The sequence below is a fragment of the Methylophilus sp. genome, assembly GCF_052173275.1.
GTDB lineage: Bacteria > Pseudomonadota > Gammaproteobacteria > Burkholderiales > Methylophilaceae > Methylophilus.
This window is the reverse complement of sequence record NZ_JBQMUL010000002.1, coordinates 1,601,847-1,623,399: the sequence shown is the minus strand read 5'-3', so window position 1 is coordinate 1,623,399 and position 21,553 is coordinate 1,601,847. Positions and strand designations below refer to the sequence as shown.

General features: G+C 50.2%; 22 protein-coding genes. 4 read left to right on the top strand and 18 right to left on the bottom strand.

Annotated features, from left to right (window positions below; genetic code table 11):
- Positions 1-105: 105 nt before the first annotated feature.
- Both ACTS9Y_RS09260 and ACTS9Y_RS09255 read right to left on the bottom strand, forming a co-directional pair.
- Positions 106-1,173 (bottom strand): NAD(P)-dependent alcohol dehydrogenase, encoded by a 1,068-nt coding sequence (locus ACTS9Y_RS09260; protein ID WP_442585648.1) that lies wholly within the window; start codon positions 1,171-1,173, stop codon positions 106-108.
- A gap of 213 nt (positions 1,174-1,386) precedes the next feature.
- Entirely contained in the window at positions 1,387-2,340 is a 954-nt protein-coding gene (locus tag ACTS9Y_RS09255) for an AraC family transcriptional regulator (RefSeq protein WP_442585647.1), read from the bottom strand.
- 185 nt (positions 2,341-2,525) lie between these two features.
- Here ACTS9Y_RS09255 and ACTS9Y_RS09250 point away from each other — a divergent pair, with 185 nt between their 5' ends.
- The 3 genes from ACTS9Y_RS09250 (at position 2,526) to ACTS9Y_RS09240 (ending at position 6,777) form a co-directional block, all read left to right on the top strand.
- Positions 2,526-4,475, top strand: a complete 1,950-nt coding sequence (locus ACTS9Y_RS09250) for an SMP-30/gluconolactonase/LRE family protein (protein ID WP_442585646.1) — start codon at positions 2,526-2,528, stop codon at positions 4,473-4,475.
- Positions 4,476-4,650: 175 nt separating this feature from the next.
- The gene (locus ACTS9Y_RS09245; RefSeq protein ID WP_442585645.1) at positions 4,651-4,938 is read left to right on the top strand and encodes a PsiF family protein; all 288 of its coding nucleotides are present in this window, start codon (positions 4,651-4,653) and stop codon (positions 4,936-4,938) included.
- A gap of 225 nt (positions 4,939-5,163) precedes the next feature.
- A complete protein-coding gene (locus ACTS9Y_RS09240; RefSeq protein ID WP_442585644.1) occupies positions 5,164-6,777 on the top strand; it encodes a putative bifunctional diguanylate cyclase/phosphodiesterase in 1,614 nt (537 codons plus the stop codon).
- Positions 6,778-6,790: 13 nt separating this feature from the next.
- Here ACTS9Y_RS09240 and cyoE read toward each other — a convergent pair whose 3' ends face one another.
- The 4 genes from cyoE to ACTS9Y_RS09220 are packed head-to-tail and all read right to left on the bottom strand — an operon-like array spanning position 6,791 to position 10,006.
- A complete protein-coding gene (gene cyoE, locus ACTS9Y_RS09235) occupies positions 6,791-7,687 on the bottom strand; it encodes a heme o synthase (protein WP_442585643.1) in 897 nt (298 codons plus the stop codon).
- A 19-nt stretch (positions 7,688-7,706) separates the two neighbouring features.
- A complete protein-coding gene (locus ACTS9Y_RS09230) occupies positions 7,707-8,681 on the bottom strand; it encodes a COX15/CtaA family protein (protein ID WP_442586935.1) in 975 nt (324 codons plus the stop codon).
- A 2-nt stretch (positions 8,682-8,683) separates the two neighbouring features.
- On the bottom strand, positions 8,684-9,301 hold the full coding sequence (locus ACTS9Y_RS09225) for an SCO family protein (protein WP_442585642.1): 618 nt from the start codon (positions 9,299-9,301) through the stop codon (positions 8,684-8,686).
- Between the two features lie 12 nt (positions 9,302-9,313).
- Entirely contained in the window at positions 9,314-10,006 is a 693-nt protein-coding gene (locus ACTS9Y_RS09220; RefSeq protein ID WP_442586934.1) for an SURF1 family protein, read from the bottom strand.
- A gap of 111 nt (positions 10,007-10,117) precedes the next feature.
- On the opposite strand from ACTS9Y_RS09220, the gene ACTS9Y_RS09215 reads away from it, so the two are divergent.
- On the top strand, positions 10,118-10,318 hold the full coding sequence (locus tag ACTS9Y_RS09215) for a twin transmembrane helix small protein (RefSeq protein ID WP_379034886.1): 201 nt from the start codon (positions 10,118-10,120) through the stop codon (positions 10,316-10,318).
- A gap of 121 nt (positions 10,319-10,439) precedes the next feature.
- Here ACTS9Y_RS09215 and ACTS9Y_RS09210 read toward each other — a convergent pair whose 3' ends face one another.
- From ACTS9Y_RS09210 to ACTS9Y_RS09155, 12 genes are all read right to left on the bottom strand, one after another.
- The gene (locus tag ACTS9Y_RS09210) at positions 10,440-11,372 is read right to left on the bottom strand and encodes a cytochrome c oxidase subunit 3 (RefSeq protein WP_442585641.1); all 933 of its coding nucleotides are present in this window, start codon (positions 11,370-11,372) and stop codon (positions 10,440-10,442) included.
- A gap of 192 nt (positions 11,373-11,564) precedes the next feature.
- The gene (locus ACTS9Y_RS09205; RefSeq protein ID WP_442585640.1) at positions 11,565-12,104 is read right to left on the bottom strand and encodes a cytochrome c oxidase assembly protein; all 540 of its coding nucleotides are present in this window, start codon (positions 12,102-12,104) and stop codon (positions 11,565-11,567) included.
- 212 nt (positions 12,105-12,316) lie between these two features.
- Entirely contained in the window at positions 12,317-13,909 is a 1,593-nt protein-coding gene (ctaD, locus tag ACTS9Y_RS09200) for a cytochrome c oxidase subunit I (protein ID WP_442585639.1), read from the bottom strand.
- Between the two features lie 29 nt (positions 13,910-13,938).
- Complete coding sequence (gene coxB, locus ACTS9Y_RS09195) at positions 13,939-15,105, bottom strand: cytochrome c oxidase subunit II (protein ID WP_442585638.1); 1,167 nt, start codon at positions 15,103-15,105, stop codon at positions 13,939-13,941.
- 21 nt (positions 15,106-15,126) lie between these two features.
- Positions 15,127-15,588 (bottom strand): DUF2244 domain-containing protein, encoded by a 462-nt coding sequence (locus tag ACTS9Y_RS09190; RefSeq protein WP_442585637.1) that lies wholly within the window; start codon positions 15,586-15,588, stop codon positions 15,127-15,129.
- Between the two features lie 459 nt (positions 15,589-16,047).
- Positions 16,048-16,857 (bottom strand): TonB family protein, encoded by an 810-nt coding sequence (locus tag ACTS9Y_RS09185; RefSeq protein WP_442585636.1) that lies wholly within the window; start codon positions 16,855-16,857, stop codon positions 16,048-16,050.
- A gap of 42 nt (positions 16,858-16,899) precedes the next feature.
- Positions 16,900-17,313 carry an ExbD/TolR family protein gene (locus tag ACTS9Y_RS09180; protein WP_442584493.1) on the bottom strand — a complete coding sequence of 138 codons (414 nt, stop codon included), beginning with the start codon at positions 17,311-17,313 and terminating at the stop codon, positions 16,900-16,902.
- A gap of 10 nt (positions 17,314-17,323) precedes the next feature.
- On the bottom strand, positions 17,324-17,962 hold the full coding sequence (locus tag ACTS9Y_RS09175; RefSeq protein ID WP_442585635.1) for a MotA/TolQ/ExbB proton channel family protein: 639 nt from the start codon (positions 17,960-17,962) through the stop codon (positions 17,324-17,326).
- Between the two features lie 278 nt (positions 17,963-18,240).
- Positions 18,241-18,732, bottom strand: coding sequence for a type II secretion system protein (locus tag ACTS9Y_RS09170; RefSeq protein ID WP_442585634.1), 492 nt, complete (start codon positions 18,730-18,732; stop codon positions 18,241-18,243).
- Positions 18,719-19,105 (bottom strand): type II secretion system protein, encoded by a 387-nt coding sequence (locus tag ACTS9Y_RS09165; RefSeq protein ID WP_442585633.1) that lies wholly within the window; start codon positions 19,103-19,105, stop codon positions 18,719-18,721. The genes ACTS9Y_RS09170 and ACTS9Y_RS09165 overlap by 14 nt, the downstream gene beginning before the upstream one ends.
- Positions 19,095-19,565 (bottom strand): prepilin-type N-terminal cleavage/methylation domain-containing protein, encoded by a 471-nt coding sequence (locus ACTS9Y_RS09160; RefSeq protein ID WP_442585632.1) that lies wholly within the window; start codon positions 19,563-19,565, stop codon positions 19,095-19,097. Before ACTS9Y_RS09160 ends, ACTS9Y_RS09165 begins: the two co-directional genes overlap by 11 nt.
- A gap of 25 nt (positions 19,566-19,590) precedes the next feature.
- Positions 19,591-21,522 carry a type II and III secretion system protein gene (locus ACTS9Y_RS09155; protein ID WP_442585631.1) on the bottom strand — a complete coding sequence of 644 codons (1,932 nt, stop codon included), beginning with the start codon at positions 21,520-21,522 and terminating at the stop codon, positions 19,591-19,593.
- Positions 21,523-21,553 lie beyond the last annotated feature (31 nt).

The window sequence follows — 21,553 nt, the reverse complement described above, 5'->3', positions numbered from 1 at the left end:
GCATTCCCCTTTTTGTTGATATACAGGGCTGGCAACAGCGTCAGCCAGGTTTTTCAGACAGATGAAATCCCAAACCCGGCTAGCCACTGCCACCCATGTTTGCGGCTAAGCGTTCACCGTGGATTTCAATGAGGCAATATCAATCACAAAACGGTATTTCACGTCGCTCTTGAGCATGCGCTCGTAAGCATCATTGATATAAGTGGCATCGATCATTTCTACATCACTGACGATATTGTGCTTGCCACAGAAATCCAGCATTTCCTGCGTTTCTGCAATCCCGCCTATCAGTGAACCCGCCACCTGGCGACGTTTAAGGATCAGGTTGCCACCATGCACATCTACCGGGTCTAACGGCCCCACCAGCACAATGGTTTTATCACGTTTAAGCAAGCCGATATAAGGGTTTAAATCATGCGCAACGGGTACCGTATCAATAATCAGGTCAAAACTGGCTGCATGTTTAGCCATGTCATCAGCATCTTTGGAGATCAGCACTTCATGCGCGCCCAGCTTGGTCGCATCAGCTGCTTTGCTGGCTGAGGTAGTAATCATCACCACATGCGCACCCATGGCTGCAGCCAGTTTCACACCCATATGGCCCAAACCACCCAGGCCGATAATGCCAACTTTCTGGCCAGGTTGTACGTTCCAGTGTTTAAGCGGTGAATACAAAGTGATTCCGGCACAGAGTAATGGTGCAACTGCTTTGGTGTCCAGGTTTTCAGGCACGCTGACAACAAAGTTTTCATCAACCGTGATGCGCTCGGCATAGCCGCCAAAGGTCAGGCCGCCGTGTCTGGGGTCTTTAGCGTTATAGGTAAATACAGAGCCATCACAGTATTGCTCTTCACCGGCATCACAGTCTGCGCAGTGGCGGCAGGAGTCGACCATACAGCCGACCCCGACCAATTGCCCCAGCTTGAACTTGCTCACATGCGCACCGACCTTGCTGACGCGACCCACGATTTCATGGCCTGGCACCATAGGATATAAAGAACCACCGCCCCACTCGTTCCTGGCCTGGTGGATATCGGAATGGCAGATACCGCAATACTCGATATCGATCAGCACATCGTGCGGACCAGGCTCGCGTCTGTCTATGCTCATAGGTGCAACCGGGGTGGTCGCATTTTGTACACCATAGGCGGCTGTTTTAAAAGTTAATGCCATATTGCGTTCTCCATGTCCTTTTTAGTGAAGCTCTAATTTATTGCAGCTTTAAAAATCAAATGCCGGAAGATAAACTCAAACCTGCCAGCATTAACCACTTAAGTCTAAAAGAATAACCATCAATGTAATTGCCAGCTTTTCTTGAATGATTGCCTAAAGCTATGAGTTTGTCTGCCAGGTTAGCGTTATTGTTGGCGGGTTCGTGGTGACTGCTTACTGCTGCACCGTGACATATTTCGCCGCTACCTCACTCGGCGTTGTAATCAGGGCGCTGCGTACGGCGCTGACCTCCTCCATCGGGCTTTTACCAAACATGCGTTTGAATTCGCGGCTAAATTGCGAAGCACTCTCATAGCCCACTTTATTGGCTGCCAACGTGGCACTCAAACCATCCTGCACCATCAGCAAGCGTGCCTTGTGCAAGCGGGTCATTTTCAGGTACTGGATAGGCGAAGTCGCAGTCACATCGCGAAAAGCAGCATGAAACGAAGGCACACTCATGGTCGATTCTGACGCCAGTTTGTCTACATTCAGCTCTTTGTCATACTCGGCATGAATCAGGCGCAATGCCTTGCTGATCTTGCCCATATTATTGTGCGTGCTATGTGCCGCCAGGATGGCGGATGCCTGCGAGGTTTGCAATATGCGGTAATGGATCTCGCGGATGATAGCCTGGCCCAGTACCGTCGCATCGCTTTTGGATGGAAGGCACTCCAGCAGCCTGACCACGGCGTTGGATAAGCGCGCATCCAGCGGCGTCGAGGTAATGCCACTTTTGCCATTGATCTTCATCGGCGTGTCATGTTCCACGCTTAATAATAATTCCGAGATCATGGAAAGATTAATGCGGATTGAGATCGCCAGCAGAGGTTCTTCCAGCGTAGCGATGGTTTCACTCTCAAATGGCAGCGGCACCGATAGAATCAGGAATTGCTGCGGATTGTACTGATATACCTCACCACCCAGGTAGCCGATCTTCTTGCCCTGGCAGACAAACACGATGCTGGGTTCATAAAACACCGGGCTGCGCGGGATGGCCCGATTCCAGCGCATCAGTTTGACGCCTTCGAGTGCGGTGAGGGTAAACCCTTCGTTCGGCGTCTGGCTGGATAACAGCGCAATGGTTCTATCCCTGTCGTGGGCAGAGCAGCAATCAAGGTTGCTCATATCATTTAAATACCAAAGTGATTAGGCATAAATATAACACCTAATTAGCTATATTAAGCATTTATCAAATAGAAATAGGCAATCATTTCATATTTTTTAAACTTACGGCAGAACCTCACACTGCGTAGACTACTCATACCAAACTTGCATAGGTAATCATTTTTTTGGAGAAGAGGATAAGCTTGATGAACAATCAATTGATAAAAGGTCTGATCGGTTCCATATTCGCAACACTGTCATTCAGCGCTTTGGCAGATATTCAGGATGTGCGTGACAACCTGAGCAAACTGCGCGTACCTGACGGTTTTAAAGTCGATGTTTACGCTGAAGTGCCAGGGGCGCGCCAGATGACGCTGGGTACCAATGGCAATGTCTATGTCGGCACCCGTGGCAGTAAAGTGTATGCCGTGGTCGATAAAAACAAAGACCATAAAGCAGATCAGGTCGTGGCGATCCTGGATGACCTGACGGTAGGCAATGGCGTTGCCATGGTTGACGGGCATTTGTATGTGGCCGAACAACACCGTATCACGCGCTATGCCGCACCTGATTTTGACCTGACCTTGCCATTTAAAGCCATGCGCGAAGTGGTTTACGACAAACTACCGAACAAAGCCCATCACGGCTGGCGCTATATCGCCGCCGGGCCTGACAACAAGTTATACGTCACCATAGGGGCACCTTGCAACATCTGCGACCCGACCGGCATCGAAGCTTCCATCATCCGCCTCAACCCCGATGGCAGCCAGGTAGAAACCTTTGCCAAAGGCGTGCGCAATTCAGTCGGTCTGGATTTCCAGCCAGGCACTAACACCCTGTTTTTTACCGACAACGGTGTCGATTTGCTGGGCGCGGATATCCCGCATGACGAGTTGAATGCAGCACCTAAAGCAGGGCTGCATTTTGGCTTCCCTTATTTTGCCGGTGGCGATGCGCGCGACCCGAACTGGAAGAACAAAACCCCACCAGCAGCGGTGACCAAACCGGTAGTCGAGTTTCAGGCGCACAGTGCCAACCTGGGCTTCAAGTTTTATACCGGCAAGCAGTTCCCGGCGGAATACCAGGGCAATGCAGTGATCGCACAGCATGGCTCATGGAACCGTAAGGAACCAGTCGGCTACCAATTGGTGCGCGTCACTTTTGACGAGCAGAAACAAGTGAAAGAAACCAAAGTCTTTATTGACGGCTGGCTCAGTGCCGAAGGTGAAGTCTGGGGTCGCCCGAACGATGTGCTGCAATTACCTGATGGCTCATTGCTAGTGTCTGATGACTACAATGGTGTGATTTACCGTGTCAGCTACGATGGCAAAGCAAAAGGTAAATCTGCCGCTACCGCTGCAACGACCAATACAGGTGAAACAACATTAAGCGGATTTGCCATGCCGGAATCTGTATTTGCTGCCCCAAATGGCGTCGTGTATGTGTCAGAAATCGGCGAATTTGGTAAAGCGGGTGATGGCAAAATCACCCAGATCGCCGCAGACGGTACCCGCAAAACGTTGGCGGATGGCTTGAATGACCCTAAAGGCCTGGATGTATTCAATGGCCAGTTGTATGTCGCTGATGTAGACAGAGTGGTACGTATCGATGCACAAAGCGGTCAGCAAACCGTGATTGCGGACACTTCTGCATTTCCACGCAAACCGGTTTTCCTGAATGATATTGAAATCGATGGTCTGGGCAATGTGTATGTCTCTGACAGCGGCGATGACAATGGCAAAGGTGCTGGCATCTTCAAGATCGCATCCGGCAAAGTGACTGAAGTGCTGAAAGGCAATGCTGGCATCAAACGGCCAAATGGCTTGCTGATGGATGGCCCCGACACTTTGTTAGTGGCTGACTTTGGCACAGGCAAATTGTTCAGGGTGCAGCTGGGTGCTAAAAAAGCAGCAGTCTCCTTGCTCAACCAGGGCTTTGGTGGTGCAGACGGCCTGGTCCGCGATGCGCATGGTCACCTGTATGTGAGCGACTGGGCGGGCGGTAATGTCTGGCAATTAAGCGAGCCGAAAGCCACGCCGCAACGTATTATCGAGGGCTACCAGTCAGCAGCAGATATCAGTCTGTCTGCGGATGGACAGTCTTTACTGGTGCCGGATATGAAAGCAGGCACATTGCATAGCGTGCCTGTTCAATAAGCCTTTATCACTCTCTTTCAAGCCCGGCTAATCGCCGGGCTTTTTTGTTTAACTTTATTGTTCAATTTTTTTGTTTACCTAGGTATTCTGCTCTGTGTCAGAATGGCATGACAGGCTAGCCTCCGGCAACCTGGATCACTTAATTATCTGTTTATTTTTTTGTTTGGAGACTTTCATGAAAAAACTGGTTCTTGCTCTGTTGCTGTCCTCTGTCTGTCTGTCAGTATCTGCAGGCCCGCAACAGGAGAAAATGAAAACCTGTAATGCCGATGCCAAAACCAAAGCATTGCAAGGTGACGAACGTAAAGCCTTTATGAAAGACTGTTTATCGGCCAGTAGCGCAGATTCCGGCCTGACTGCGCAACAGAATAAAATGAAAACCTGTAACGCTGATGCCACAACCAAGGCATTGAAAGGCGATGAACGTAAAGCCTTTATGAAAACCTGTTTGTCCGCTAAATAATTTAGCAGATCAGCATCAGATACTAGCCTCACACACCTGCAGCCACGCTGCAGGTGCCTGCTCAAAATAATCCGCAGCAAAATAACCTGCACACCGCCTCAAGTTTTTCCCCAGCCTGCCGTTAACCCAGTTAGCTCTTGGTGTGGGGTCTAACAGACGACAGCTTTTCAATACTGTTACCCGGATACCAAGCCATCATTGCAAGGAACGCAAAGATAGAATGGTATGGATAACCCACTTAGAAGACTACCTGTAACACTATTATTGTTTGCGTTGGCACTCACGCAGCAGGCATCGGCCGCGACGCTGGCACAGCTTTCACCGGTCACTGATCCCAAGCTGGTCAGCCATCTGGCCATTGAGGCAGGTATGACGGTACTCGCACTGGCATGCATGTTACTGGTCTATCAGCTATGGCGTTTTTACCAGCGTGCGCAACGGCGTGAAACCGAAGTGCGCCAGCAAATCTGGCGCCAGGCCAATTATGATTACCTGACGCAATTACCCAACCGCTACCTGTTGCAGCAGTGTCTAGAAAGCGCGATTCTGGATTGCCAGCAGTCACAACAACAACTGGGCTTGCTGCTGATAGACCTGGATGGTTTTAAAGATGTGAATGATATTGCCGGGCATGCGGTCGGCGACCGCCTGTTGCAGAATGCGGCGCTACGTATTCAATCCTGCGTGCGGGATGGCGATACCACGGCAAAACTGGGTGGTGATGAGTTTGTGGTGGTGATCCCCAGGTTAAAAGATATCAAAGTGTTGCAAGATATAGGCGCCAAGATCGTTGAGACGGTGCGCTCGCCTTTTCATATCGATGATAATCAGTACTTTGTCACTGCCAGCATAGGTATCGCTGTGTTCCCGGATCATAGTGATTCTGCCGAAACTTTGATGATGTATGCCGACCAGGCCTTGTATGCCGCCAAACGTGCAGGTAAAAACCAGTACCAGTTTTTTACGCAAACCATGCAGCAGGAAATCAAGGAGCGTATTTCGCTCACACACGACCTGCGCTCAGCTGTTGAAAATGGCGAGTTGCACCTGGTGTATCAGCCTATCTACCGCCTGCATGATATTGCGCTGATCAAAGCAGAAGCGCTGATCCGCTGGCAGCATCCGACACGTGGCAATATCCCGCCCAGCCTGTTTATTCCGCTGGCAGAAGATTCAGGCATTATTATCGAGATCGGCAAATGGATTTTTAACGAAGTGTTGCATGACTTATCCACCATAGACCCCATGCGCCTGCAAGGCATACAGCTCAGCCTCAATATATCGCCAGTGCAGTTTTCCCATCCGCAGCACCTGATGGCGTTTATCAAACGCCTCGAACGGTCTAATATCCCTTGTGAATTATTCTGTTTTGAAATCACAGAGGGCTTATTACTCGAACCTTCACGTGTGGTTCAGGATACCCTGAAAGCGCTCAAGCAAGCCGGTATCAAACTCTCTATCGATGACTTTGGCACCGGCTATTCAGCCCTGGGCTACCTGAAGAAATACCATGTGGATTATGTCAAGATCGATAAGTCATTTATCAATAACCTGGGCGTGGATAACTATGACTTTATATTGTGCCGCTCTATCATACAGATGGCGCATGAGCTGAACATGCAACTGATTGCCGAGGGCGTGGAAAATGCCCAGCAGGAGAATATTCTCAAGGTGATCAACTGTGACTTTATCCAGGGCTTTCTGCATGGCAAACCTGCCATGTTCAGTTCGCTATTGCAGCAGATAGACGAGCAAACGCTTGCGCAACTCTCACAACCATTGTTAGGCGTTGAAACGAAAGTGGCAGCATTGCAACATGCTGCCACTAAACTTTCTTGATGCTTGCAGCGCGTTAGATCACGTAATGATCCAGTAACAAAGCTGCGAAGATCAGGCTCAGGTAAAGAATCGAGTATTTGAAAGTCGTCTTGGCCAGCTCGTCGGAGTAACGACGGTAAAGGCTGACCACATAGTACAGAAACACAGCGTTCAGGCACACCGCAGAAGCCAGGTATAGCCAGCCACTCATGCCCAGGCCATAAGGCATCAAAGACACCACAATCAGGATCACGGTATACAGCAAGATATGCAGCAGGGTAAATTGCTCACCATGCGTCACTGGCAGCATAGGCATGCCGACTTTTGCGTATTCTTCACGGCGATATAAGGCCAGCGCCCAGAAGTGCGGCGGTGTCCAGGCAAAAATAATCAGGAACATCACCAGTGCTTCTGGCGAAACGGTGTTGTTGACGGCTGCCCAACCCAGGATAGGTGGCATGGCACCCGATGCGCCGCCGATCACAATATTCATCGGGGTCGCCGGTTTCAGGAAAACGGTATAAATCACGGCATAGCCTACAAACGTCCCCAGTGTCAGCCACATGGTGAGCGGGTTTACCCAGTAATACAAAATACTCAGGCCCAGGCCACCCAGCACACTGGCAAACAGCAATGTTTCCATTTGTGATAACTGGCCAGTCGGAATAGGCCGCGCGCGCGTACGCGCCATCATGGCATCGATCTTGTGCTCGATTAAGCAATTAAATGCTGCCGCCGCACCCGAGGCAAAGGCAATCCCCACTGTCGCTGCCAGCAATATCTGTAGCGACACCATGCCGGGCGTGGCCATGAACATGCCTATGATCGCCGTAAATACAATCAATCCCGTGACACGCGGCTTGCACAAGGCATAAAAACTACGCAAGCTCATTTTGGCCGATGTCAGTTGTGTAACCCAAATACTTTGCATGACTAATCCCCCAACTTTTCTAATAAGACGTATTTATTAATCTTGCATTCACAGCCACCAGGCAGATGCCCAGCAGCGCAGCGCCCGCGTTATGCAACACTGCCAGCACCAGCGGTAACTGTAGTAGCAGGTTGCCTATGCCGACGCTGATTTGTAACAACAACACAAACAACAGTGTCCATGCCAGGCTTCTGGCAGTTTTGCGTTGTAACAAAATCTTGATGCTGACCATACCCCAGGCAAGCACCACCAAAGCCCCCAGCCGGTGCACCCATTGGATCGCTGTCAAGGCATCCAGATGCAATTGACCACCATCTCGGCTTTCACCAAGCGCACGCGTGAGGTGAAAGGCATCATGCATATCCATGCCCGGCCACCACAAGCCATGACAAGTTGGAAAATCCGTACAGGCCAGCGCCGCATAATTACTGCTGGTCCAGCCACCCAGCATGACTTGCAGCAACCACACCAACAATGCCAGCCGCAACCACCACTGCTGCGGCGCTGGCAAAGCGATGGATGGCTGTACCGTATTGCGTACCGCTATCCAGCATAACACTGCCAACGTGCTCATCCCGCCCAACAAATGCAACGTGACGATGACTGGCTTGAGTAACAGGGTTACTGTCCACATACCCAGTAATGCCTGCAATACGATCAACACTACCAGGGCTGCAGACAACTGCCAGCTGGTGCGGATTGTTTGCCGGTGTTTATACGCCAGCCAGGCCAGGCCAACCACGACTAGCCCCAAACTACCAGCCAGATAACGATGCGCCATTTCTTTCCAGGCTTTAGCATGCTCCAGTGGCCTATCCGGATAAGCGTGCTGCGCAGACTGAATCGCCGACTCACTTTGCGGCACAGACAAGGCGCCATAACAGCCTGGCCAGTCAGGGCAGCCTAAGCCGGCATCAGACAAGCGCACATAGGAGCCCAGCACTACCACGCAGAATGCCAGAATGACGGCTAACACACTTAATGGTTTAAACATCATCAACCAGCCCAGGAAGCCTTCAGCAATTTCATCAGGTCTTTACGTATCCATTTTGCTTCTTGCTCAGAGGCATACTGCATCATGATATTGCCCAGCGGATCAATAAAATAAACCCGTTGCGCTGCCAAAGTATTCTGCCCGCCGCCACTCAACATGCGACCCAGAGCAGCCACCTGCTCAGACTCACCATTGATGATCAGCAAATCAGGATAACGCGCACGAATCTGTTGCGTGTCGGCCTGTTGCGTGATCAGGACGCGCTGCACGCGTATCATGTCTTTATAGAGTGAGACATAGACTTGCCTCAAATCGTACAGACGCTGCATGCAACGTGCATCGCATTCGCCAGCAATCAGCACCATGCTCCATTTATCCTGCCAGAATGCCGGCGCAGCTTGCTGGTCATCAGTGACCCAATGAGTAGTAGAAGCGATTGAAACCGGTGGTTGAATCAGTTGGCCGTAGCTTTTGCCACTGGGGCGCCAATCAAATTTGATCATCGCTACTACCACTACCAAAGGCACAGTGAAGAAAATCGCCAGCAGTAAAAAAATCATGCGCCCTTTGCGCTGCTGTGCGGTATTCAATGAAACGTGCGTAGTTGAATTCTCTTGCATGAACCTGCCTGACTAATCTTTTTCCTGCCGTTTTTCCAGCATTTGATACACACCAATCAGGATGCTTGCCAAAGCAAAACCAAACCATTGATAGGCATAACTTAAATGTTTCTCGACCTGCCCGGCGGGTACGTCCCAATGCCTGACAAATCCATCTTGCGCGACTGCAGGATCCAGCTTCAATATAGCATGCGGCACTAACGGCTTAGGTAGCTGCTGCAAATATTCAAAATCGATCACCTGTTGTACTTTACTCCATGTTGCATCTGGCTTACTCAATTGAAAACCAGTTTTCTTCTGGTGCCACAACATGCCTGTCACGGTCTGCTCGGCAGGGTTAGTTGCAATCACGGGCAACTGCTGGTGATCAGTGAACCCTGCCACCCAACCTCGATTCACCAGAATGACCGTGTGCTGATCATTTAACAAAAACGGCGTCAGCACATGAAAGCCTGCCTGCCCCTGCTCCACCTGATTATCAAGAAAAAAACTTTGTTCAACCAGATAACGCCCGGTCAGTTTCACCGTCCGCGTATGCAATGCCTCTATACTCTCTTCGTCCAGCTTACCCTGCGCCGCCAGCTCGACCACATTGAGTTTTCCATCAGCCAGGGCAAGCGTAATCGCCTGCTTTTGTTCGGCTTTGTGCAACTGCCACATGCCCAATTTCAAACAGCCAAAAACCAGGAGAGCCACGACCAACATCACCACCGGCCGCACCCTCAAAACATACGATCCTAAAGGTATTTGCATTTTCTTACTTACAGCCCATAATGTGCCTTCACTATTTGCTTTCACTTAGCGCAGGATCACACCATGCTTATTAAAATCGCAACAGTTCTTATACTACTTGTCATCATAGGCAGTTTGTTTTCAGCCCTGGTATTTCTACTCAAGGATAAACAGGGTTCTGACCGCACAGTCAAAGCCTTGACTATGCGTATTGGCCTGTCCATTACCTTATTTCTGCTGCTGATTATTGCCGCCCACTTTGGCTATATCGGCCACACGCTTTAATGAACTGCCATTAGAACTTTGCACCTGCTGATTTTTTTGTTTAACTGAACTGCCTTTGATTACTAACAACTAAATATCTGCAGTGACAGAAAAGGGCGCTTTTGGCGCCCTTTTTGTATTGCTAGAGCATGTAGACAAAGATATATAAGCCTAACCACACCACATCCACAAAGTGCCAGTACCAGGCCACGCCTTCAAAACCAAAATGATGTTCTGGTGTGAAGTGGCCTTTCATACTGCGCAGCAAAATGACGATCAACATCAATGTACCAATCGTCACATGGAAACCGTGAAAACCGGTCAGCATAAAGAAAGTGGCACCATAAGCCCCGGACTTCAGTGTCAGCCCCATTTCAGTGTAGGCATGGTGATATTCTGCAGCCTGGCAGATCAGGAAAGTAATCCCCAAAGCCACTGTCAGAGCCAAACCCACAACCAATTGTTTGCGGTTGTTTTTAATCAGCCCCCAATGCGCCCAGGTAATGGTTGCGCCAGAACTCAACAGTAACAAGGTATTGATCAGAGGCAAACCACTCCAAGACATCGGGTGGAATTCAGGGTTAGGCTTAAACGTCTCGCCCAGCACTACACCGCCTGGACCCTGTGATGGCCAGCTATTGAGAAAATCCTTATAGGGCGTAATATCCGGCGCATAGGAAGCCAAGTCAGGCACCGACAATACCCGCATATAAAACAGCGCGCCAAAGAACGCCGCAAAAAATGCCACTTCGGAACAGATAAACACAATCATGCCGATGCGGAATGACTTGTCTTCCCATTTTTTATACTGCCCGGTCAGGCTCTCGGTGACGACATCGCTCAGCCATTTGAACATCATGAACAGAATAATCGCCAAGCCCAGGTACATCATGTATTTGCCTGGCGTCGCCAGATAGTCTAGTGAGGGATTCTTGAGGGAACCATCACCGCGCAAATCAGAGCCGGTCACGTTAAATACAAAACCGCTGGCCATAGAGAGCAGGCCTATAGAAATGAATGCAGGGTAAATACTGCCATGTGGTACGAAATAATGGTTATCTGAATGACTTGCCATGCCTAACTCCCAATCATTTGATTTTTATAATTACGTAAGCTTTGCCTAAGCCCCTCTTCGTCGCCATACGTTGTTGCTCATAAAAAATTGATCCTTATATATCAATATATACTGCGTCAAAATTTTTTACTCACGCCACGTCTGGCTTAGAAGTTGCCCTTAATCAAAACTTCCTAATACACACATCAATTATTAATTTGAATCATTGCTCGCCGGAAAAAATGAGTACGATAACGTTAACTCATGCACATCTGGCGGCAGATCCGCACTGATAAAAAACCTGAGTGGCAGCTGTTTCACCTGACCTGGATTGAGGGATTGCCGCACAAAACAAAAACACTCAATCTTTTTCAGGTGGGCCGAGGCTTTACCCGGTGTGACACTCGGGATCGCCTGCCCGGCCACCACTTCACTCGTAATATTTTTTGCTTCAAACATCACCACGGTCACTTGCCCGGGGTGTACTTTGACACTGCTTTGTTTGGGATAGAAATTCCAGCCCAACCCTGGCATCACAGAAGAGACGAATTGCACTGTCACCTCACGCGAAGCATCTACCTTTTGGGCAGTTGCCGTCTGTGCGATATTGCTTGTTTTGCCATTCAAACCGGTCACAGAGCAGATCACGTCATACAGTGGCACCAATGCAAATGCAAACAGCAAAGCACCGGCAACAATCCACACTAATTTGAGTGCCAGTTTTTTATTGGCCTGCGACTGTTGCTCGTTCACGATTACATACTCAACAACATTATTTCCACATGGTAAACATTGAAATCACATACCATGCGATAGCCACACCAGCCAAAATCCAGGCAATCTTTCTATTGTTACTTTGCTTCGGTTTGTTGCTCAAAATCTTTTTCCTGTATTTCTCTCTGCCAGTATGCTTTTGCTACCAGTGCCATTTCACTATCGTTGAATGACACTGGCCTCAAGCAAGATTACTTAACGATCGGTTGCTCGGTGAAGCTGTGATAAGGCGGCGGTGACGGCAATGTCCATTCCAGGCCAATTGCGCCTTCCCACACTTTGTCCGTCGCTTTTTGGCCGCCTCTGGCGCAACTGATGATGTTGTAAACCAGCAGCAGTTGTGACAAGCCCAATACAAATGCACCCACTGTCGAAATCATATTGAATTCGGCAAACTGCAAGGCATAGTCAGGGATACGACGTGGCATGCCTGCCAGCCCGACAAAGAACTGCGGAATGAAAGTGACATTGAATGAAATGGCGGTTAACCAGAAGTGCAGCTTGCCCAGCTTCTCGTTGTACATATGGCCAGTCATCTTTGGCAGCCAGTAATACACACCCGCCATGATGCCCATGATGCCACCGGCAAATAAGGTGTAGTGGAAATGTGCAACCACGAAATAACTGTTGTGATATTGCGCATCGGCGGCCACATCAGCCAGCACTAGGCCTGTCAGACCACCAACACCGAACAGGATGATCCAGCCCACGCTGAATAGCATAGGGGTTTCAAAACTCATCGCCCCTTTCCACATGGTACGGATCCAGCAATAGAATAAAACAGCGAGTGGCAGCGAAATCGCCATGGTGCTATACATAAAATACAGCAGCGCAGGGACTGGCATACCAGCAGTAAAGAAGTGATGCGCCCACACGACCACTGACAGTGCGCCGATAGACCACAGTGAATATACTTGCGCTTTGTAGCCATACATTGGTTTACGGCTGAATGTTTGCAGAATCTGTGGAATGAACCCCCATACCGGCAACAGCAGAATATAAACTTCCGGATGGCCGAAGAACCAGAATAAATGCTGGAACATGATCGGGTCGCCACCCCCGGCCGCATCAAAGAAGTGCGTACCAAAATGACGGTCGGTCAGTAGCATGGTCACAGCACCTGCCAATACAGGGATGGTTGCAATCAACAGGAAGGCAGTGATCAGCCAGCCCCAAGCAAACAATGGCATTTTCATCAAGGTCATGCCTGGGGCACGCATGTTGAAAATGGTTACGATGACGTTAATGGAACCTAAAACTGAAGAGATCCCCAGCAAGTGCACGGCAAAAATAGCGAAGTCCACGCCTATGCCACCTTGTACTGAGAGCGGCGGGTAGAAAGTCCAGCCGGTTGCCAGCGCGCCATCACCGATACCAAACAGTGCCAGGGTAAAAGGCAGTGTCAGCAAAATGGCAGAAGGTGGCAGAATCCAGAAGCCCCAGTTGTTCAACCGCGGCAATGCCATATCAGGTGCGCCAAGTTGCAACGGCAACATCCAGTTAGCGAAACCAGTTGCGGCAGGCATCAGCGCCGCAAAAATCATGATCAGCGCATGCACGCCAATCAACTGATTGAAGAACTCAGGGTTCATCAATTGCAGGCCTGGCTTGAACAGTTCGGCACGGATGCCGAGAATCATACAGCCACCGACCAAAAACATCACCAGTGAAAATGTCAGGTACATGGTCCCGATATCCTTGTGATTGGTTGTCGTCAACCAACGCATGATCCCGGTAGGATGCTCCTGGTGCTCGTCGTGATGTGCTACGGAAGTAGTACTCATCGTTGCTCTCCTAAAAATCTCTTAAAGTATTATTCACGTGCTGCTTTGACTTGTGGCGGCTGCACCAGGGCATCTACCGAAGCGGTATTCCCCAGGGCATTACGCTCATAAGTGATCACTGCAGCAATTTCAGTGTCATTCAAGGTCCCTTTCCAGGGTGGCATCACGCCTTTACCGTTCAGTACGCGATCAAGATGACTGTCTTTTTGATATTTGCCGTCCGCCCCGAAAATCGGCCCCACGGCAATTTTGCTGCCTGTCAGTGCAGGGAATGCAGGAGGCAAGCCTGCCCCTGTCACCTGGTGGCAAACCGCACAGTTTTTCTCGTAAACGACTTTGCCTTGTGCCAGCAATTCCTCTTTGGTTAACTCTTTGACATCGCCTGCAGCTTTTTGCTCATCTTGTTTCTTGCCTGCCCAGGCAGCGAATTCCTCTTTAGAAACAGCGTTCACTACCACTGGCATATAACCATGGCCTTTACCGCATAACTCTTTACATTGGCCTCGATATACACCGGCTTTTTCAACCTGCACCCAGGTCTCACGGATAAAGCCCGGCACTGCCACACGTGAAGAACCAAACTGTGGCACCCACCAGTTATGCAATACGTCGGATGCGGTCATCAGGATGCGGACTTTCTCGCCCACAGGCAACACTAGTGGATTATCAACCTCCAGCAAGTAGTTTTCGCCTTTTTCTTCTGTATTGTTCAACTGCTCATTAGACGTCGCCAGGTTGCTGACGAACTTGATGCCTTTGGCATCGCCGTCGAGATACTCATACTGCCAGCGCCACTGTGAACCAGTGATTTTGATCACCATGGTTGACTGGTCACGCGTATCTTCCATCATCACCACACTGTGGTAAGCCGGGATGCCCATGATGACAAAGTCAATCAGCAACAAAATGACAAATGGGATCAGAGTCCAGAAGATCTCCATGGTGGTGGAGGGTGCCTTATCAACAACGGCTTTATAACCCTTGTTGTGGCGATGCTTCACAATGGAATAAATCATGATTGCCAACACCACCACAAAGATCACGGCGGTAATCAGCATGAACTTGTTATGCACATGCAGCGTGTCCAGCGCCATAGGTGTCACTGGCTCTGGGAAGTTGAACGTATAATCAGCGCGTGCGCTTAATGAATAAAACAGTGCAAAAGCACTAACCCCGAGTTTCTTCATTCCTTGCATCTAATCTGCTCCAAAATCTAGTTATTTAGTTTTGAGAAGTGTGCGTCTGAGATGAGACACCAGTTCATCGCGTTGCGCGTTGTTCATGGTGTCACGTCCAAACTCGACTTCTTGATTATGGGACCCGATCCACAGTGACGTTTTACCGTTCTCACCTTCTCTGAGCGTTATACGGGTCCAATATCGTTGAAAGCGAACGTGTTTTATTTTGCCCAATACACTTTGTTCTATCTCAACATGATCCTCGGCGAACGTGATTTTTTCGTAATCACTGCTGTGTCGCAACACCAACACAAACGCCAGAACCACTAACACTAATTCCAAACCAGCAAATGGCAACACCATCCAGGCACCGATATGCAAAAAAGCAATGGCTATCAGCCCTGTTAATACGCCCAAACTCAGCAACAACCTCCAGACACTTTCAGCAGAAGCGGAAGCGTTTGGCTTTGCAATGCATTGTGTTTCGCAGATGGATAACATGTTTGCCAACCCAGAACTGAATCTGTAGCAACTAAATTACGTTTAGTTACAAATTTGTTACACATTGAAAGGTAGCATAAGACAACCTGAGTGACAAGAAAAAAGAACATGGCCGCTCAGGAAAAAGTAGCTGATTCACCAACCGCGCGAATTTGATTGTCGATACCTGCATGGCCTTCGAATAGCGCGTGTCGATTAAAAAAATTAAAAAAATCAGTAAGATGGCGAACGATTTCTTTACAAACGTAAACGGTCAGCCGGTGATTTTTCCAGCCAGAACTTTGGGGTTATGCAATGAAAAAATCAATCAATAAAGCGGGGTTATTTCTGCATTTTAAAAAAATCCCCTGCACTTACCGGAGGAAGTTGGTAAGTACAGGGGGTGAAATGCAGGCATCATCGTTTAGAAAGTGCGGGATTGGCTTTCCGAGTATGCCTGCTGCAGAGCGGTGATAAAACTTATTCCAATCTAAAGGAAACCGGGATGGTGATCTTGAAGGTTTTGCTTCTTAAACTATCTTTGGTGCCGAGTTGCGCGATCGCTTTTTTCACCATGCGTACGGCTTCTTCATCGAGCGGTGCATGCTTGCTGGTGTCCACCAGTGATACTTGCACCAGTTCCCCGCGCACAAACTGCGCCAGGATAGTCACATCACCTTCCAGATGACGCCTGACTGCGATAGCCGGATACTGTTTACTTTTATTGACCAGGGAGCGTAACTGATCGCCATAATCGCCCCACGCATCACTATCGCTGGCGGTAAGTTCATCCGACTCATTACTCGCCGATGCATTGACCGCAGGCGCCGAGCGGGCATCTTTGGCGACTGACTCAGTCGCCGTATGGTTTGCCGCATCGCTATGACTGGGTGAAGGCGTCGTATTCACGGCTGGAGCCGGTTCCACCCTTGCAGGCAAAGCCTGCTCTGGCACCTGGTAATTCGCCTCGTTATGCGAGGGGGCCGTGATGACCGACTTCTGATTCTCCACCGGGGGTGCTGTACGTGGCTTGACGGTTGTAGTCGTCGTTTGTGGCTCTGGTGGGGCCGAGGTCACCACCGGCGGAGAAACCTGTTGCTCACTGGGCTTTGAAGCAGGCATTTTCATGGTGAAGAATTCGATTTCCAGCTTATCTGGCAATGCTGGCAGTGTGATATGGCTGAGTGTCGGGTAGACAGCAACCACCAACAAATGCAGCCCGATCGAGATGCCGACTGCGCGCCAGACCTTGGCATGGCTCTCATCCTCCATCAACACCAGGCTGGTCATGGTAATCGCCTCATTTGCAATGGCCTCATCTGCAGCATCGACTTACTTGCCCGCTTCCGGTGACATCACAAAACTGAACTTGCTGATGCCTGCCCGCTGTATCGCCGCCAGTACCTTGGCCACAATGCCATACTCGGCATGCTCATCGGCGTAGATCTCAACAGCCGGGTCTTGCTGCTGTTTCAAGGTGCCCAGGTTGCTGGTCAGGGCGTCCAGGGCCAGCTTTTGCTGGTCGAGGAAGACATCGCCCGCATCGGTGATGCTGATATGCGCAGTCTTAGGTACGGTGATGGCAATTTCAGCACTAGCCTTTGGTAGTTTGACCTTGACTGCATTCATGAGTAAGGGGGCGGTGACGATAAACACCGTCAGTAATACCAGCATGACATCCACCAGGGGCGTGACGTTAATCTCGCTCACTAGGTCTTCTTGCTCTGCATCGCCTAAGATAGCCATTTGCCTGTGCCTAGCTTTCTACGCCGGATTGGGTGAGTAAGGACTGGAAGCGGCTGGCGACTTGCTCCATATCAGCACGGTGTACTTTCTGTCTGCGCATAAAGTAGTTATAAGCGAGTACCGCTGGTACAGCGGTGGCAATGCCGATGGCGGTGGCGATCAGGGCTTCGCCGATCGGGCCGGCAACGACATCCAACCCGGCAGAGCCAGTGGCGGTGATGGTCTTGAGGGCATTCATGATGCCCCAGACGGTACCAAACAGGCCGATGAAGGGGGCTGTGGAGCCTATGCTGGCTAAGACAGCGACACCGCCATCCATGCGTTTATGTTCAAGATACGCTTGTTGCTTGAGTGAAAGCAAAATGACTTCCTGGCGTTCGTTGCGGCGCAGCACTGAATTGGCCATGACTTCGTTCATGGCATTCATGCCGGCATTACAGAGGCGGGCAAAGCTGCTTTCGCTTTTGGAGATGAGTAAAGGTAATTCGTAGATGCTGCGTGTTTGCTGCCACTCGGACAGGAAGTCAGTGGATTCACTTTGTGCCTTGTACCAGGCCCAGCTTTTGATAATGATGATGGCCCACACCACCACCGAAAGCACGCCCAGTAAATACAGCACTAAATCTACGATGTCAGGTACTAAGTCCACGAATGACCCCTCAAGCTAAAAAATCAATCTTTTTTGAATACAATCGCAACATCAGGAAAAACACCCATTGACATGAGGAATTTTTCCTTTTATTGCGTCTACATATATTCATCGCTGGGGCAGCAAAAAACCTCATGTTTTTAACATATTTTTACATTTAAGGTTAAAAAAGCGTCACATTTTGAATTGATAGATATAGCGACTCATGGAGCAACGAGAAGTAGAAGGAGACAACACCTTAAGAATGCTTACTTTAGATGGAATAATGACTAAGGCAGTTAAAGCGGATTCTGCCCGGAAATCGCAGGCGGCACATACACAAAATACCATTCGCCGTAATAGCGTTTGTTATTCAAATGCTGTAAGTCTCCGCGATAGCCCTTGATTTTGAATGGTGGTTTATCAGACAAACTGTAAATGCCCATGATGCCGCCACTGGGGGCTTCCACAATGCCCCAGCCTTCCCGTTGTGTGATCGGGTCGAGATAAGGCCTGCGCAAATGACGGCGCGGACTTGGAAACCGCTCATCATTGAGCAGCGCTTCAAAGGTATGTGGAAACATTTTCACCACGCCTGGCGTCTGGTTGTAATAACGCCCAATGGCGTCTCTGTAGGCCAGGCCGACGCGAATCAGCTCCTGCTCCCTTTCGCGCAACACCTGGGTCTGCCAGCGCATGGCAGCCTGCGCCATGACCAATCCGCTCAGCATCACCAGCATAAACATGCCGATCAGCACGAATCCGGCGCGTGATCGCTTACCAGATGGCATAGGGCGTGCCATCCCCCGACAGTTGGTTGGAACCGCTATGCACATCGAATACACTGCCCTGCTCGTCTATGTTAGGCGGCAAAGTGATCACCCAGGTATCACTACGCTCTGTCATCGGGTCGGGGGGGATTGCCTTCAGGTATTGCCGTTCAACCAGTTCTTCTAGGACTTCAGGGTACCGGTTTTTGTCGCTATAAAACTTGTCGATAGCGTCGCGCATGGTCAGCAGATCATGCCGCAAAGTCGTCTCTTTTGAACGCTGCAACATATGCATGAACTTGGGGCTGACGATGGTCAACAGCATGGCCAGGATCGCCAGCACCACCAGCATTTCAATCAGTGTGAATCCGCGTTTCATCTGCTTACCACTCACTATAGGGTTGCTGGTTGATGCCTATGGCTCCCGAGCGGGAGGCCACGTCATATACATCTTTCGCCATCTCATCAAGGGCACCGTCATAAGCACGTATACGCCAGGTCTGCAGATTAGTCAGCGTGATATCCGGTGCGAACGGGTCACGCGGGATACGTCTTAAAAAAAACATTTTTTTCTTTTTCGGGTCTTGTGCATTTTCAACCCCGGTCACCAGTATCCTCAGGTTAGGCGGATAGCCACTGCCATCGGCAGTTTTCTTGATCAAACCCTGGTCCACGGCATCCTTGTAAGCATCCAGTGCATCGCGGATCTGCCATAACGCGCGTTTCAGTTCGCGCTCTTTTTCACGCTTGCTGTTCAGTTGCACCACCGGGCTGGCCGAAGTCACCAACAATGCCAAAAGTGCCAGCGTCACCAGCAATTCCACCAGCGTGAATCCGTTTCTGCGACGCGGCACAAATATCCTCATGCTTTTCACAAACCTATGGCTGCACAGTGCCAGTATCAGTGCTGTTCATGATTTGTGCACCAAAACCGCCATCAGTGCGGGCATTACTGCTTTGGGTCGATTGCGGCGTCACAGGTTGCGCCGTCACGGGCTCTGCTGCTTGCACCGTACGCGCGCCACCCGCCCCCACCGGATTGGCAGTCGCCGCCACGCCGGAAGGGATCAGGCTATAAACCGAATTGGCCGGGGTGATGTTGTGCATGATGCGCGGCGTGATCAAGAGCACGATTTCATTCTTGCGCTTGTCCTGGTTATCGTTACTGAAGAACTTGCCTATGATAGGCAGGCTACCCAGCCCCGGCACCTTGCGCCGTACTTTTTGCTCGTCATCGCGGAACAGGCCTGCCAGGATCTGCGTTTCGTTATTGCGCAGTTGCAAGGTGGTATTGGCATTACGGCTACCGATGGTGTAAGCCAGCACCCCAGTACTGGTAGTGACCTGGTCGGTAATATTACTCACCTCCATCGCGACCTTGATACTGACCTGGTCCTGCATCTGGATCACCGGCTCTACGTCCAGTTTGATGCCCACCTCGATATAGTTCACATTCTGGCTGACGAAGCCCTGGGCACTGGCAACACTGGTCAATACCGGTATCTTATCGCCGACATGAATCTTGGCCCGGTCGCGGTTCTTCACGCGTATCTTCGGGCTGGCAAGTAAATTAGTATCTGTATCCTGATGCAGCAGGTTCAACACAATGGCCGGATCATTGATCGTGAATACGCCCAGATTGCCGTTAAAGTTGCGCAACTCTGTCAGCGTTAATTCGCCCGCCTGTGGCTGAAGACCACTGGTACTGCCCTGGGCATTCCCCTGCACGCCGACCCCAAGCTGGCTCGGATACTGTATGCCCAGATTTTCGAGGTTGCGGCGGTTGATCTCCATGACCTCCACTTCCAGCATCACCTCGGGCTCGTTCAGGTCTTGCGAGGCGATCAGCTTCTCGGCGACTTTGATCCTGTCCATGGTGTCGCGTATCACCAGCGTATTCAGCTTTTCATCGATATAGATATCACTGGCACGCAAGACAGTTTTCATAAGGTTCAATGCCCGCTTGGCATCCATATGCGTCAAATAAAAACTGCGTACAAACAGCTCTTCATATTGCGCCGCGCGCGAGAGCGGGTAGATCAGCAAGGTATTATTATTGAGGACTTTCTTGCCCAACTGGTGACTGGTGAGAATCACGTCCAGCGCCTGCTCAATCGGCGTATCCCGTAACAACACACTCACACGTATGCCTTCATTCAACTCCTGGTCGAACGAAAAATTCAAGCCCCCGGCTTTGCCCAGGTACTCGAAGGCGCTTTTAACCGGCGTGTTTTTCAGCTCCAGCGTGACTTTCTTTTTCAGTGACGATTGCACAGGCCGCACTATGCCTACGCGCTCGCTTTTCTTCTGCTCCAGCTGCTCGAACAATTTGCGCGCTTCTACATGCGCAGGCTGCTCAGCCAGCACATTGCGCAACAGAAACTCGCCCCCGGCGAAATCTTCTGCCGCAATGGCGGTTTTTACCTGCTCTATTTGCGCGGCATGTTTACGCATCAATTGCACTTTTTGCAAGCCATCGCTGGCAGCGCGATTGGTAGATGAGGTTTGCAACATCTGCTGATAAATCACCGCAGCCGCGTCATATTGTTGTGCTTCCAGCAAACTGTCCGCCTGTTGCACCTGCTTTTGCAGCTTTTTCTCTTGCAGCAGCGTCAGCCAGTTTTTATATTGCGGTTGCCGCGGGTTGGCATCTACCAGTGGCTGTAAGAGTTTAATCGCTTCATCATCTTGCCCGCGCGCCGCGTAGATCCGCGCTTGCTCGAGCGTGGCATCGCCAGGTGTCGCTGTGGGGAACAGGTTGCCGCAACTGGCCAACAACAACGGGCTTAATAGCCACATCGGCTTTGTCATTGCAAACACCCGTTGCCAACTATTTTTTCTA